Source organism: Streptomyces xantholiticus, from assembly GCF_014651015.1.
Lineage (GTDB): Bacteria > Actinomycetota > Actinomycetes > Streptomycetales > Streptomycetaceae > Streptomyces > Streptomyces xantholiticus.
In genome coordinates this window covers 1-13,139 of the sequence record NZ_BMWB01000027.1, presented here as the reverse complement: position 1 = coordinate 13,139, position 13,139 = coordinate 1, and the positions used below count along the sequence as shown (strand labels likewise).

Genomic DNA, 13,139 nt, shown 5'->3' with positions numbered 1-13,139 from the left:
AAAGGCCGGAGCTCGAAGGCATCAACAGCTGGAACAGCAACAGCAACAGCGCGCCTGGACAGCGCTGCGGAACCCGCGGTGGCGGGTCGCGAGGGGCGCTGTGGTCGCTGGCATGGGATCAAAGGTGACTGGTCTACTCGTCCGCTGTCAACCCAATGACCGATTTGGCGGCAATGTTTCACCTTTTCCGGTAACTGGGAGGGGAGAAAGGTTTGTGCAGGGAGGGGGGCGGAGACATGCGGCAGCAAATTCGCTCGTAAACGTCACCGCGGCTGGAAGTGATCGGACTGTGATCCGGATCGCTTCACCGGCCCGATCGAAACAAGATCGACGTCTGTGGCGTCTTCCCTCTTGGTAGGGGGCGGGGCGTGGAACTGGCCGCTGGCATGTGTCAGGTTTTTGGTGATTTGAACACTTTCCGCATAACCTTGGTTCCGCAGAGTGAATACCGGGCCCAATAGCAGATCTCAGCTTGACTGGTCTGGAGCTACACACTTGTAATTTCACTCGTGTCGTTCGGCCGAAAACGATCGCGGCAACATCACGGGGACGCAAAGACAGACGAGGGGCGCACATGACCGAGCTGTTCGAACAACTGCTGGTCGAGGACGCGGATGAGGAACTCGGCTGGCAGGAGCGCGCGTTGTGCGCCCAGACCGATCCTGAGTCCTTCTTCCCCGAGAAGGGCGGCTCCACCCGCGAGGCCAAGAAAGTCTGCCTTGCCTGTGAGGTCCGGTCCGAATGTCTCGAATACGCCCTGAACAACGACGAGAGATTCGGAATCTGGGGCGGTCTCTCCGAGCGGGAGCGCCGGCGGCTCAAGAAAGCCGCCGTCTGACTGCACCGCCGTCATCGGCCCGGCCCCACCGTGCCGACCGTCCCTCGACCGGTCAAACGGTACAACCGCGTCAACTGGGTGCGTAACGAACGGTCCGCCGTCCGTGGGTTGTCCACAGGCTGCGGACCGTCGGCATGCCAGCCGTTAGTGTGGGGCCCCGTCCGTGACGCACCACAGCCCCTACGGGGTGACCCCGCCGGAGGGCCCGTACCTCAATGTCCGCCACCACAGCCGCGTTTGTTCCGGCCGCCGCGCCCGAGTTCCCGCGGCACGTCGTCACCGCAGTGCTCGTCTCCCACGACGGCGCGCGCTGGCTCCCCGACGCCCTCGCCGGACTGATCGGCCAGGAGCGCCCCGTACAGAACGTCGTCGCGGCCGACACCGGCAGCGCCGACGACTCGGCCCGGCTCCTCACCGACGCCCTCGGCGCCGAGCGCGTACTGCATCTCGCCCGCCGCACCGGTTTCGGCACCGCCGTGGAGGAGGCCGTCCGCACCGCCGGTGTGCTCACCCCCGAGGACCTGCCGTATCTGAAGCGGCCCAGCGGCTGGGACCCGGTCAGCAGGACCTGGCGCGACGAGACCTACGACATGCCCGAGCTTCCGCACGGCGAGCCCGTGCAGTGGCTCTGGCTCCTCCACGACGACTGCGCGCCCGAGCCCGACGCCCTCGCCCAACTGCTCCGCGTCGCCGACTCCGACGAGCACGCCGCGGTCATCGGCCCCAAGCTCCGCGGCTGGTACGACCGCAGGCAACTCCTCGAGACCGGCGTCTCCATCGCCAACAGCGGCCGCCGCTGGACCGGGCTCGACCGCCGCGAGCAGGACCAGGGCCAGCACGACCAGGTCCGCTCGGTCCTGTCCGTGTCCTCCGCCGGAATGCTCGTCCGCCGGGACGTCTTCGAGGAACTCGGCGGCTTCGACCGGCGGCTGCCGCTGATGCGCGACGACGTCGACCTGTGCTGGCGAGCGCATTCGGCCGGACACCGCGTCCTGATCGCCCCCGACGCCGTCCTGCGGCACGCGGAAGCGGCCGCCCGCGAGCGCCGCACCGTCGACTGCGCCGGCCGGTCCGTCGCCAGCCCGCACCGCGTCGACAAGGCCGGTGCGGTGTACACGCTGCTCACCAACACCCGTGGCGTCGCACTGCCGTACGTACTGCTGCGCATCGTCTTCGGCACCCTGCTACGCACCCTCGCCTACCTCGTCGGCAAGGTGCCCGGGCAGGCCGTCGACGAGGTCATGGGTCTCTTCGCCGTACTGCTGCGCCCCGAGCGCATCCTGGCCGGGCGGCGCAGACGGTCCCGGCGGGCGGTCGAGGCGAACGAACTGCGGCCCCTGTTCCCGCCGCCCGGCGCCACCGTCCGCGCGACCGTCGAGCAGCTCGTATCCAACTTCTCAGGCTCGGACGCGGACTCCGGCGGCTCCCGCCACGGAGCCGTCGAATCCGGACCGGGCGGCGACGACGCCGACTTCCTGGAGATCGAGCAGTTCGCCAGGCTGAAGAAGATCGCCCGCAAGCCGGGCCCCCTCCTCTTCGCCGTGCTGCTCGTCGTCTCCCTCGTGGCCTGCCGTGGACTGTTCGCAGGCGGCGCGCTGGCCGGCGGCGCGCTGCTGCCGGCCCCCGCCGACGTCTTTGAACTGTGGGGTCGTTACGCGGACGGCTGGCACCCCATCGGCACCGGCGGCACCCAGCCGGCGCCGCCCTACCTCGCCGTCCTCGCGGTGCTGTCCGCGCTGTTCCTCGGCTCCACCGGACTCGCGCTGACCGTACTGCTCGTCTGCTCCGTTCCGCTGGCCGGTCTCACCGCATACTTCGCCTCCAGGCCCATCGTCGAGTCGCGGCTCCTGCGGGCCTGGGCGAGCGTCGCCTACGCCTTCCTGCCCGCCGCGACCGGCGCGCTGGCCACCGGACGGCTCGGCACCGCCGTCCTCGCCGTCGTGCTGCCGCTCATCGCCCGTGCGGCCGTCGCCGCCCACGGGCTGCGGGTCCCTGGCGGCCGCGGCAGTTGGCGGGCCACCTGGGCGTACGCCCTGCTGCTCACCTTCGCGATGGCCTTCACGCCCGTCGTGTGGCCGATCGCCGTGATCCTCGGCATCGCCGTCCTGGTGCTGCGGCGCGGCGACATCACCGCCTACGGACTGCGTTTCCTCGCGGCCGTCGGCACCCCCGTGCTCGTCCTCGCCCCCTGGTCGCTCTCCCTGCTGAGCAGCCCCTCCGCGTTCTTCCGCGAGGCGGGAGTCGCGTACGACGGCGGCGCGGCGAGCGCCACCGACCTGCTGGGCATCAGCCCCGGCGGGCCCGGAACCGTCGGCGGCGTCCTGATGATCGGCGTCGTCCTCGCCGCACTCGGCGCCCTGCTGCGCGAGGAGCGGCAGTTCGCGATCCGCACCGCCTGGGCGGTCGCGCTGATCGCCCTCGTCTTCGCGGCCCTCGTCAACGGCTCCGGTGAAAGCGACGCCGGCTGGGCGGGACCGGCGACCCTCGTCTACGGCATCGCGCTGCTCGCGGCCGCCGTGCTCGGCGCGGAGGGCGGGCGCAGCCGCGTCGCGGCCCAGAGCTTCGGCTGGCGGCAGCCTGTCGCCGCCCTCGTCGCCCTGGCCGCCGGCCTGGCCCCGGTCATTGCCGCGGTCAACTGGATGATCAGCGGCGCGGGCGGCCCCCTGGAGCGGCGCGACCCGGTCCAGGTGCCCGCGTTCGTCGCGGAGGAGAGCGACACCCAGGACCAGCCGCGCACCCTGGTGCTAGGCGGTACCTCGGTCGCCAAGGTCTCGTACACACTCGTGCGCGGCTCCGGCGGGCGCCTCGGCGACGCGGAGCTCACCGAGGCGGGCGGCAACGACGCCCGCCTCGACAAGATCGTCGCCAACCTTGTCGCAGGCTCCGGCGCCGACCAGACGAGCCAGCTCAGCGGCTATGCGATCCGTTACGTCCTCGTGCGCGACGGCGCCCCCCGTCAAACCAGCCGCGTCCTCGATGCCACGCCCGGCCTGAGCCGGCTCAGCCAGCTCGACGGCAGCGCCCTGTGGCGCGTGGACCGCCAGGTCGCCCGCGCCACGATCGTGGGCGGCAAGGAGGAGCCGCTGCCGGTGGCGTCCGACGCAGTGGAGGCGCATGCCGAGATCCCCGTCGGCGGGGCCGGCCGGATCCTGCGCATCGCTGACCGTGCCGACGAGGGCTGGCAGGCCACGCTCGACGGCCGGCCGCTCGAGAAGACCACGGTCGACGGGTGGGCGCAGGGCTTCGAGCTGCCTGCGGAGGGCGGCCGCCTCGAGCTGACGTACGAGGACCCGGCCGGCCACACGGCCTGGATCTGGATCCAGGCGTTCCTCGCGCTGGTGCTGGTGGTGCTCGCCCTCCCCGGGCGGCGCCGGGAGATCGACGACGATCTGCCGGACGAGCCGGTCGCGGTACCGGACCAGGCGGTGTCCGGCGATGGCCGCAGGGCGCGCAGGCTGCGCGCGCAGGCGGAGTCCGAGGCCGCGGAAGCCTCCGAGGCCGCGCCCGCGGAGCAGGAGCAGGGCCCCCAGGAGGTGGAGCAGCCCGCGCCGTACGCGGCGGTGCCGCAGCAGTACGGGGAGTGGGACGCGCAGACGTACGCCGACGCCGACTACGGGACCACGTACGGCCAGGCCGGGTACCAGGACGCTCAGTACGGCGACGGCCAGGGATACACCGACGGGCAGCAGTACGGCGGCGACCAGGCGTACGGCGACACCACGTACCAGCAGCAGTACCAGGCGGATCCGTACCAGGCCACGTCCTACGGCGACGGCCGGTACCAGCAAGGCTCCCCGTACCAGCAGGACGGCGCCTACCAGCAGGACGGCCAGTACGACCCCTACGGCTACGGCTACGGCGACCCGAACGGCGGCCAGTACCCCGAACCCCCGGCGCAAGCCCCCGGCACGACGCGAGGCGAGTCAGAGTGAAGCGCACGACCATCTCCCTGATCGCGGTCGCCACGGCCCTCGCCGCCATCACCGGCTTCGCCTCGCTCACGGCACCGGACGGCGAGGGCGCGGCGGCGGCCGAGGCTCCGGCACGGCTGCCCGTCGAGCGTTCCAGCCTGCTCTGCCCGGCACCCAGCAGCTCGGACCTGGCGGAGACGCAGTACACCTCCTTCACACCCGCTGAGAAGGACGGCGCGCGACAGGGGTCCGGGGGCGAAGGCGCCGACGCGGATTCGGCCGAACTGCGGTCCTCCGCGGTCGCGTTGACCGACCCCGCCGGCGCACCCGAGGAGAAGGACGGCAAGGGCAAGAAGGACGGGGCGGAGAAACCCGCCTCCGACAAGCCCTTCCTCGTCGTCAAGGAGCCCGGCAAGCCCGTCTCGGCCGAAGGGAGCGGCGGCCAGGTCCCCGCGCTGGTCGGTACGGCCACCGGAAGCCTCGCTCCCGGGTGGACGGCGCAGCAGACCACCACGGTGTCCGCCGGCAGCGGTCGTGGGCTCCTCGGTGTCAGCTGTACCGCCCCGGACACCGACTTCTGGTTCCCCGGCGCCTCGCTGGCCGACAAGCGCCAGGACTATGTGCACCTGACCAACCCTGACGAGGGCACGGCCGTCGTCGACGTGGAGCTCTACGGCAAGGAAGGCGCGCTCAAGAGCACCGTGGCCGAGGGGGTCCCGGTCCCCGGCGGTTCCAGCCTCCCGCTTCTGCTGTCGACGCTCACGGCCGATCAGGCCGAGGACGTGACCGTCCACGTCACGACCCGCACCGGGCGGGTCGGCGCCGTCGTACGGTCCCTCGAGGAGAACGTCGGCAGTGACTGGCTCGGCGCCGCCGCCGACCCGTCCGGCACGGCTGTGCTTCCCGGCATCCCGGCGGACGCGGCCTCGGTGCAACTGGTGGCCTTCGCCCCCGGCGCCGACGACGCGGAGCTGAAGGTCCAGCTCGCGGGCGCGACCGGCACGATCACCCCGGCCGGGCACGAGACGCTGCACGTCAAGTCCGGGATGACCGCGAGCGTCGACTTGAAGGACGTCACCCGGGGCGAGGCCGGGTCGCTGATCCTCAGCCCCGCGGAGGGCGGCCGGGCCACTCCGGTGGTGGCCGCGCTGCGCGTGGTCCGGGGCAAGGGCGACGAGAAGGAGGTCGCGTTCATCCCGGCCGCCGCGCCGGTGGGCGAGCGGGCGACGGTTGCCGACAACCGGGCCAAGGGGTCCCAGCTGTCGCTGACCGCACCGGGCAGGGCCGCGACGGTGAGGGTGACCGCGTCGGCGGGCACGAAGGGCGGCACCCCGGTCGTCAAGGAGTACGCGGTGAAGGCAGGGACGACGACGGCCGTCCCCGCACCCGTGCCGGCCGGCCTCAAGGGCTCGTACGCGCTCACGGTGGAGACGGTGTCGGGCGGGCCGGTGCACGCGTCCCGGGCACTGGAGATCGCGGAGGACGGTATTCCGATGTTCACGGTGCAGACGCTGCCCGACGACCGTGGGACGGTCGCGGTGCCGGAGGCCGAGCAGGACCTCTCGGTGCTGGACGACTGAGTCGCTCCGGGACCCTGGAGCGCAGGGCGCCCGGGGGACGCGATCGGGCGGCCGGTGAAGGCCGCCCCGTCGCGTACGTCAGTCCTGCCCGTAACGCGGATCGACCGATTCGGGGGCCAGGCCGAGCAACTCGGCGACCTGCTCGACGACCACTTCGTGCACGAGCAGTGCACGTTCGTCGCGGTTCTTTGTCCGGATCTCGACGGGCCGGCGATAGATCATGATCCGCGCCGGCTGGTCCTTGGCGGCGGGGACCGCGCTTCCCAGCGGCACCGACTCGTGGGGCGAACCAGGGACCTCCAGCACCAGGAAGTCGACATCTGACAACTGCGGCCAGCGCCGCTCCAGCCGTTCCACCGAGTCCTGGACCAGGTCACGGAAGGTCTCGGCGCGGCTGGCCGCGAGCGGTACCTGCGGCGGAGCCACAGGCCCGCGCATACCTCGTCCGTGCCGGTCACGGCGGCGGGGCCTCGGCTCTGCCGGTCGGGGGGGTACAGGACTGTCCATCACTGACGCAGGGTAGCTCTCCGGGGCCGGGGGCGATCGGCTCCGAGTCACCGCCGGCAGCTTTGTCGATAATTGAACATTCCGGCCAATGTTGGGCTCGATTCCACGGCTCTCGCGACCGGCGCTCTCGACGCGATTGACCTGATTCACTCCAACTCGTGACCGCGCGGCGTGTGGCCGTCGCCCGTGTGGTTCTCTTTCCATGCAGGTCAGGCTAGTTGCTCGAACTGCCTATATGTCCGATGTCACACGACGACACGGGGGAGTGACCTGGTGGAGAGTCGTCGCAGCCCGCTCAAGAGTGCGGTACCGTCCAACGTCGTGAGCCCTGTACGTCGCTGTTCGCGCACCGCGTGCGGCCGCCCTGCCGTCGCGACACTGACGTACGTCTATGCCGACTCGACTGCGGTCCTCGGTCCGCTCGCCACCTACGCCGAGCCCCACTGCTACGACCTGTGCGCCGAGCACAGCGAGCGGCTGACGGCGCCGCGCGGCTGGGAGGTCGTACGGCTCACCGACGGCTCCGCCCCCGCGCGCCCCAGCGGCGACGACCTCGAAGCCCTGGCCAACGCCGTCCGCGAGGCGGCACGGCCCCAGGGGCGTACGGCGGAAGCGGGCGGCCAGGGCGGCCGGCGCTCCGCGGACCCGATGGAGGTCGCGCGCCGCGGCCATCTGCGGGTGCTGCGCTCCCCCGACTGAACCAGCGCCCCACCGGCCCATGGGCCGCAGTTCCCCCCGTCGGCTTTGCGGCAGGGGCGGTCGGCCGACCCCCGCCGTGAGGGTAGTTTGTGGTGACCGCATGGACTTCAGAAGGGGTTGGGCCGTGGCTGCTGATCTGTCGCAGATCGTGAAGGCGTACGACGTCCGCGGGGTGGTGCCGGATCAGTGGGACGAGTCGCTCGCCGAACTGTTCGGAGCCGCCTTCGTGAAGGTGACCGGCGCCGACGCGATCGTCGTCGGCCATGACATGCGGCCGTCGTCGCCCGGACTGTCCGGCGCGTTCGCCCGCGGTGCGGCGGCCCTCGGGGTCGACGTCACCCTCATCGGACTGTGCTCGACGGACCAGCTGTACTTCGCCTCGGGGCACCTCGGGCTGCCGGGCGCCATGTTCACCGCCTCGCACAACCCGGCGCAGTACAACGGCATCAAGATGTGCCGGGCGGGTGCGGCCCCCGTCGGCCAGGACACCGGCCTGGCCGAGATCCGCGAGCTCGTCGAGAACTGGTCCGAGCAGGGCGCGCCCGCCCCGGCGGCGACGGCCGGCACCGTGATCGAACGCGACACGCTCACCGACTACGCGGCCCACCTGCTCTCCCTCGTCGACCTGTCGGGCATGCGCCCCCTGAAGGTCGTCGTGGACGCGGGCAACGGCATGGGCGGCCACACGGTCCCCACCGTGTTCGAGGCCCTCCCGCTCACCGTCGTCCCGATGTACTTCGAGCTGGACGGCACCTTCCCCAACCACGAGGCGAACCCGCTCGACCCGGCCAACATCGTCGACCTGCAGGCCCGTGTGCGTGCCGAGGGCGCCGACCTGGGCCTGGCCTTCGACGGCGACGCGGACCGCTGCTTCGTCGTCGACGAGCGGGGCGAGGGTGTGTCGCCCTCCGCGATCACCGCGCTAGTGGCCTCCCGCGAACTCGCCAAGCACGCCGGCGGCACGGTCATCCACAACCTGATCACCTCGTGGTCGGTCCCGGAGGTCGTACGCGAGAACGGCGGCACCCCGGTGCGCACCCGGGTCGGGCACTCCTTCATCAAGGAGGAGATGGCCCGCACCGGAGCGATCTTCGGCGGCGAGCACTCCGCGCACTACTACTTCCGCGACTTCTGGAACGCCGACACCGGCATGCTCGCCGCCCTGCACGTCCTGGCGGCGCTGGGCTCCCAGGACGGCACGCTGTCCGACCTGGTCGCGCAGTACGACCGGTACGCGTCCTCCGGTGAGATCAACTCCAAGGTCGCCGACCAGGCCGACAGGGCGGCAGCGGTGAAGGCCGCCTTCGCCGCACGTGAGGACGTCGAGGCCGACGAGCTCGACGGTCTCACGGTGACGGCCGCCGACTGGTGGTTCAACCTGCGCGCCTCGAACACCGAGCCGCTGCTGCGGCTGAACGTGGAGGCGCACGACGAGGCCACCATGGTCAAGATCCGCGACGAGGTGCTGGCGCTCGTACGGGCCTGAGCCCGCCGGTGCGGGCGGGGCCTGCCTCCCGCCCGTACCCCGCCGCGACACGTTCGGCACCACCGGTCCACGCCGCCGCAGAACGAGCCGCATCCCGCCCCCCGGCGGTAGGCTGACGAGGCCTGATCCGCCAGACCGTGACCGCAGGCCGACGCGATCGCAACCGCTCCGTCGGCCTGCGGCATGCCCGAAGGGACACCGCTGTTATGCCGCTCGAAGCCGGCCTCCTGGAGATCCTCGCCTGCCCGGCCTGCCACGCCCCGCTCGACGACCGCACGGCAGCCGACACCCCCGAGCTGATCTGCACCGGCAAGGACTGCGGCCTCGCCTACCCGGTCAGGGACGGCATCCCCGTCCTGCTCGTCGACGAGGCGCGCCGCCCCGCGTGAGGCGGGACCGCGGAGGACCGTGTGGCGGACCCCGGGTCCGGCACGCGTACCTCCCGGCCGACCGTGCCCGGCACGACCGCGCCCCCTGACAACCGCACACATCCCCCGCCCGCGTACGGCGATCGGAGGCCCACCCCATGCTCGACGAGTCGCTCCTCGACGACCCGGACGCCCTGGCCCGCGCCGACCGCCGAGGCCTACTGCGCGGCGCGGCCGAGGCCGGGGCCCGCGTACGCACGGCGGCCAGGCACGCCGAGGAAGCCGGAATCGCCCGACTCAGCCCCGAGGGCAGGCCGCGGGCCGTCCTCGTCGCCGGCCCCGGCACCGCCGCCCTCGGCGTCGCGGACCTGGTCGGCGCCCTGGCAGGCGCCTCCGCACCCGTCATCCCACTCCGCCCCACCGGCGTCGCCCACGCGGCCGGAGCCCTGCGCTGGGCCCTGCCCGGCTGGGCGGGCTCGCTCGACCTTCTGCTCCTCACCACCACGGACGGCAGCGAACCGGGCCTCGCGCTGCTCGTCGAGCAGGCTTACCGGCGAGGCTGCTCCGTCGTCGCCGTCTCACCGCGGCGCTCGCCCCTCTCGGAGGCGGTCGACGGCGTCCACGGCCTGGTCGTCCCCATGGCCACCGCGCCGTACGAGGAGGCGTACGAGGAGATCCAGGCGGCCGCCCCCGGTGCGCTGTGGGCGCTGTTCACGCCGCTGCTCGCGCTCCTCGACCGCGTCGGCCTGCTCGACGCGGCACCGGAGACGCTCGCCCAGGTCGCCGACCGCCTCGACCGCACCGCCGAACGCTGCGGCCCCGCCATCGCCACATACAGCAACCCGGCCAAGACGCTGGCCGCCGACCTCGCCGACAGCTTGCCGCTCATCTGGACCGAAGGCGCGGGTGCGGCCCCGGCGGGGCGGCGCTTCGCCGCGGTTCTGGCGGAACTCGCCGGCCGGCCCGCGCTCGCCGCCGAACTGCCGGAGGCGCTGCCGGCCCACGGTGTGCTCCTGGTGGGCGATTTCGCGGCCGGCGCCGACCCCGACGACTTCTTCCGCGACCGGGTCGACGAACCGCAGGCGCTGCGGGCCCGTGTCGTACTGCTGCGCGACCGCCCGGCCGGCGGTCTCACGGCGGCGCCCGCCGCCCGCGAGCTGGCGCTCAGCCACGACACGCCCATCAGCGAGCTCGAACCGGAGGACGGCTCGGAACTCGAGTCGATCGCCGAGCTGCTGGCCATTACCGATTTCGCCGCCGTTTACCTGGCACTCGCTGCGTCGGGCAACCATCCCGGATAGGAAACCCCGCCGGCGCGTCCCGGGCCGTGCAGCACCACGGCGTACCGCAGCCTCGAAGTGACGCCACGAAGTACCGACGAAGGACCAGGGAAGATCATGGACCGCCTCGCCAACACCGTGCGCCCCTACGCCTGGGGGTCCACAACCGCCATCCCGGAGCTGCTCGGCGTCGCCCCCACCGGCGAGCCGCAGGCCGAGATGTGGATGGGCGCTCACCACGGGGCGCCGTCCAGAGTCACCCGTGGTGCCGAGAGGGACCGGCCCCTCTCCGAGGTCATCGCCGCCGCCCCCGAACGGGAACTGGGCGAGGCGGCCGTCGCCAAGTTCGGCCCGCGGCTGCCTTTCCTCCTCAAGCTCCTCGCGGCAGGCGCCCCGCTCTCCCTCCAGGTGCACCCGGACCTCATGCAGGCGAGGGACGGCTACGGAGCGGAGGAGAGCGCCGGCGTTCCCCTGGACGCGCCGCACCGCAACTACAAGGACGCCAACCACAAGCCGGAACTGATCTGCGCACTCACGCCGTTCGACGGCCTGTGCGGATTCCGTTCCGCCGCAGCGTCTGCCGAACTTCTCGCCGGTCTCGAGGTCGACTCCCTCAAGCCGTACGTCGACCTCCTCCACGCCCAGCCCGAGGAGGCGGCCCTCCGCGAGGTGCTCACCGCCGTGCTCAGCGCGGACCCGCAGGAGATGGCGGCCACCGTCGCGGAGGCCGCGGCCGCCTCCGAACGTCTCGGCGGCGACTACGCCCCGTACGCGGCGATCGCGCACCACTACCCCGGTGACCCGGGCGTCATCGCGGCCATGCTGCTCAACCACGTACGACTGCAGCCCGGAGAGGCGCTGTTCCTCGGCGCCGGAGTCCCCCACGCCTACCTCGCCGGCCTCGGTGTCGAGATCATGGCCAACTCCGACAACGTGCTGCGCTGCGGTCTGACGCCCAAGCACGTGGACGTGCCCGAACTCCTGCGTATCGTCCGCTTCGAGGCGACGGAACCGGGCATCCTGCGCCCCGAGGAGTCACCCTCCGGCGAAGAGGTCTACGACACCCCGATCGACGAGTTCCGGCTGTCGCGCTACGTCCTCGCACCCGATGCCGAGCCACGCGACCTGACCGTGTCCACGCCGCAGATCCTGCTGTGCACGGCGGGCAGCGTCACCGCCGGTGAACTGACCCTGGCGCCGGGCGAGTCGGCGTTCGTGCCGGCGGGGGAGAAGGTGGAGATCTCGGGCACGGGGGGCGGCCCGGGCACGGTCTTCCGCGCGACGGTGGTGGCCTGAACGCCCGGGCAGCAGTCTGGACGGATCCCCGGCGGCGGCCCGTGTCCGGCCGGGTGGTGGCCTGAGTACGGGCCGCCTGCGGGTGCTGCAACAATGGCGCACCGCAAAGACCCGGTAAAGGACCGGTCGGCGTACGTACGAAGGGACATCCGGCAAGCATGAGCGCGTCAGGCGGTACCAAGGCGATCGTGGCGGCACTCGCCGCCAACCTCGCAATCGCGGTGGCCAAGTTCGTGGCGTTCCTCTTCAGCGGTTCGTCGTCGATGCTTGCGGAGAGCGTCCACTCGCTGGCGGACTCGGGGAACCAGGGGCTGCTCCTCCTCGGCGGCAAGAAGGCCCAGCGCGAGGCCACGCCGCAGCACCCCTTCGGATACGGGCGCGAGCGTTACATCTACGCCTTCCTCGTCTCCATCGTGCTCTTCTCCGTCGGTGGCATGTTCGCCATCTACGAGGGCTACGAGAAGATCAAGCACCCGCACGAGATCGAGGCCTGGTACTGGCCGATCGGTGTCCTCGTGTTCGCGATCATCGCCGAGACCTTCTCGTTCCGTACCGCCATCAAGGAGTCCAACCTGCTGCGCGGCAAGCTCAGCTGGCCGCAGTTCGTGCGCCGCGCCAAGGCGCCGGAGCTTCCGGTCGTCCTCCTCGAGGACCTCGGCGCGCTGGTCGGTCTGATCCTCGCCCTCGTCGGCGTGTCCGTCGCACTGGCGACCGGCAACGGAGTCTGGGACGGCATCGGCACGCTGTGCATCGGTGTCCTGCTCATCGTGATCGCGATCGTGCTCGCCGCGGAGACGAAGTCGCTGCTGCTGGGCGAGGCCGCAGGCGCGGAGGACATCGAGAAGATCAAGGCCGCGACGGTCGACGGCGAGACGGTCACTCGCATCATCCACATGCGCACGCTCCACCTCGGCCCTGAGGAACTGCTGGTCGCCGCGAAGATCGCCGTCGAGCAGCACGAGACGGCCGATGAGGTCGCGCAAGCGATCAACGCCGCGGAGGAGCGCATCCGGGCGGCTGTGCCGATCGCGCGTGTGATCTACCTCGAGCCGGACATCTACAACGAGGCGGCCGCAGCCGCGGGCGCCGACCCGGGCAAGTCGCCGGGCGGCTCAGGTCACTGAACAGCCGGGGAACGAGAGGGGTGGGGCCCCGGACCGCGACGGTCCGGGGC

The 13,139-nt window shown here is 71.9% G+C and carries 10 protein-coding genes; 9 read left to right on the top strand and 1 reads right to left on the bottom strand.

Annotated elements, in window-relative coordinates; all coding sequences use genetic code 11:
- The first annotated feature begins 574 nt into the window (after positions 1 to 574).
- The 3 genes from IE198_RS29300 (at position 575) to IE198_RS29290 (ending at position 6,329) form a co-directional block, all read left to right on the top strand.
- Positions 575 to 838: a WhiB family transcriptional regulator gene (locus IE198_RS29300; protein ID WP_053557226.1), complete on the top strand. Its 264-nt coding sequence runs from the start codon at positions 575 to 577 to the stop codon at positions 836 to 838.
- A 215-nt stretch (positions 839 to 1,053) separates the two neighbouring features.
- Positions 1,054 to 4,770: a glycosyltransferase family 2 protein gene (locus tag IE198_RS29295; RefSeq protein WP_189892011.1), complete on the top strand. Its 3,717-nt coding sequence runs from the start codon at positions 1,054 to 1,056 to the stop codon at positions 4,768 to 4,770.
- Positions 4,767 to 6,329 carry a DUF5719 family protein gene (locus IE198_RS29290; protein ID WP_189892008.1) on the top strand — a complete coding sequence of 521 codons (1,563 nt, stop codon included), beginning with the start codon at positions 4,767 to 4,769 and terminating at the stop codon, positions 6,327 to 6,329. The genes IE198_RS29295 and IE198_RS29290 overlap by 4 nt, the downstream gene beginning before the upstream one ends.
- A gap of 78 nt (positions 6,330 to 6,407) precedes the next feature.
- On the opposite strand, the gene IE198_RS29285 is transcribed toward IE198_RS29290, so the two are convergent.
- Positions 6,408 to 6,836, bottom strand: a complete 429-nt coding sequence (locus IE198_RS29285; protein WP_189892006.1) for a metallopeptidase family protein — start codon at positions 6,834 to 6,836, stop codon at positions 6,408 to 6,410.
- 273 nt (positions 6,837 to 7,109) lie between these two features.
- Here IE198_RS29285 and IE198_RS29280 point away from each other — a divergent pair, with 273 nt between their 5' ends.
- The 6 genes from IE198_RS29280 to IE198_RS29255 all read left to right on the top strand — a co-directional run bounded on the left by IE198_RS29280 (position 7,110) and on the right by IE198_RS29255 (position 13,089).
- Positions 7,110 to 7,535 (top strand): DUF3499 domain-containing protein, encoded by a 426-nt coding sequence (locus tag IE198_RS29280; RefSeq protein ID WP_189892004.1) that lies wholly within the window; start codon positions 7,110 to 7,112, stop codon positions 7,533 to 7,535.
- 124 nt (positions 7,536 to 7,659) lie between these two features.
- Positions 7,660 to 9,021 carry a phosphomannomutase/phosphoglucomutase gene (locus tag IE198_RS29275; RefSeq protein ID WP_189892002.1) on the top strand — a complete coding sequence of 454 codons (1,362 nt, stop codon included), beginning with the start codon at positions 7,660 to 7,662 and terminating at the stop codon, positions 9,019 to 9,021.
- 206 nt (positions 9,022 to 9,227) lie between these two features.
- Entirely contained in the window at positions 9,228 to 9,410 is a 183-nt protein-coding gene (locus IE198_RS29270) for a Trm112 family protein (protein ID WP_100107426.1), read from the top strand.
- Positions 9,411 to 9,547: 137 nt separating this feature from the next.
- On the top strand, positions 9,548 to 10,690 hold the full coding sequence (locus tag IE198_RS29265) for an SIS domain-containing protein (RefSeq protein WP_189892000.1): 1,143 nt from the start codon (positions 9,548 to 9,550) through the stop codon (positions 10,688 to 10,690).
- Between the two features lie 96 nt (positions 10,691 to 10,786).
- On the top strand, positions 10,787 to 11,965 hold the full coding sequence (gene manA / locus IE198_RS29260) for a mannose-6-phosphate isomerase, class I (protein ID WP_189891998.1): 1,179 nt from the start codon (positions 10,787 to 10,789) through the stop codon (positions 11,963 to 11,965).
- 158 nt (positions 11,966 to 12,123) lie between these two features.
- Complete coding sequence (locus IE198_RS29255; RefSeq protein ID WP_189891996.1) at positions 12,124 to 13,089, top strand: cation diffusion facilitator family transporter; 966 nt, start codon at positions 12,124 to 12,126, stop codon at positions 13,087 to 13,089.
- The last annotated feature ends 50 nt before the right edge of the window (positions 13,090 to 13,139 follow it).

Excerpts from the sequence above, each read along its gene's own strand:
- IE198_RS29285 (WP_189892006.1), bottom strand. The coding sequence starts at position 6,836 with ATGGACAGTCCTGTACCCCCCCGACCGGCAGAGCCGAGGCCCCGCCGC.
- IE198_RS29270 (WP_100107426.1), top strand. The coding sequence starts at position 9,228 with ATGCCGCTCGAAGCCGGCCTCCTGGAGATCCTCGCCTGCCCGGCCTGC.
- IE198_RS29255 (WP_189891996.1), top strand. The coding sequence starts at position 12,124 with ATGAGCGCGTCAGGCGGTACCAAGGCGATCGTGGCGGCACTCGCCGCC.
- IE198_RS29300 (WP_053557226.1), top strand. The coding sequence starts at position 575 with ATGACCGAGCTGTTCGAACAACTGCTGGTCGAGGACGCGGATGAGGAA.
- IE198_RS29265 (WP_189892000.1), top strand. The coding sequence starts at position 9,548 with ATGCTCGACGAGTCGCTCCTCGACGACCCGGACGCCCTGGCCCGCGCC.
- manA (WP_189891998.1), top strand. The coding sequence starts at position 10,787 with ATGGACCGCCTCGCCAACACCGTGCGCCCCTACGCCTGGGGGTCCACA.
- IE198_RS29295 (WP_189892011.1), top strand. The coding sequence starts at position 1,054 with ATGTCCGCCACCACAGCCGCGTTTGTTCCGGCCGCCGCGCCCGAGTTC.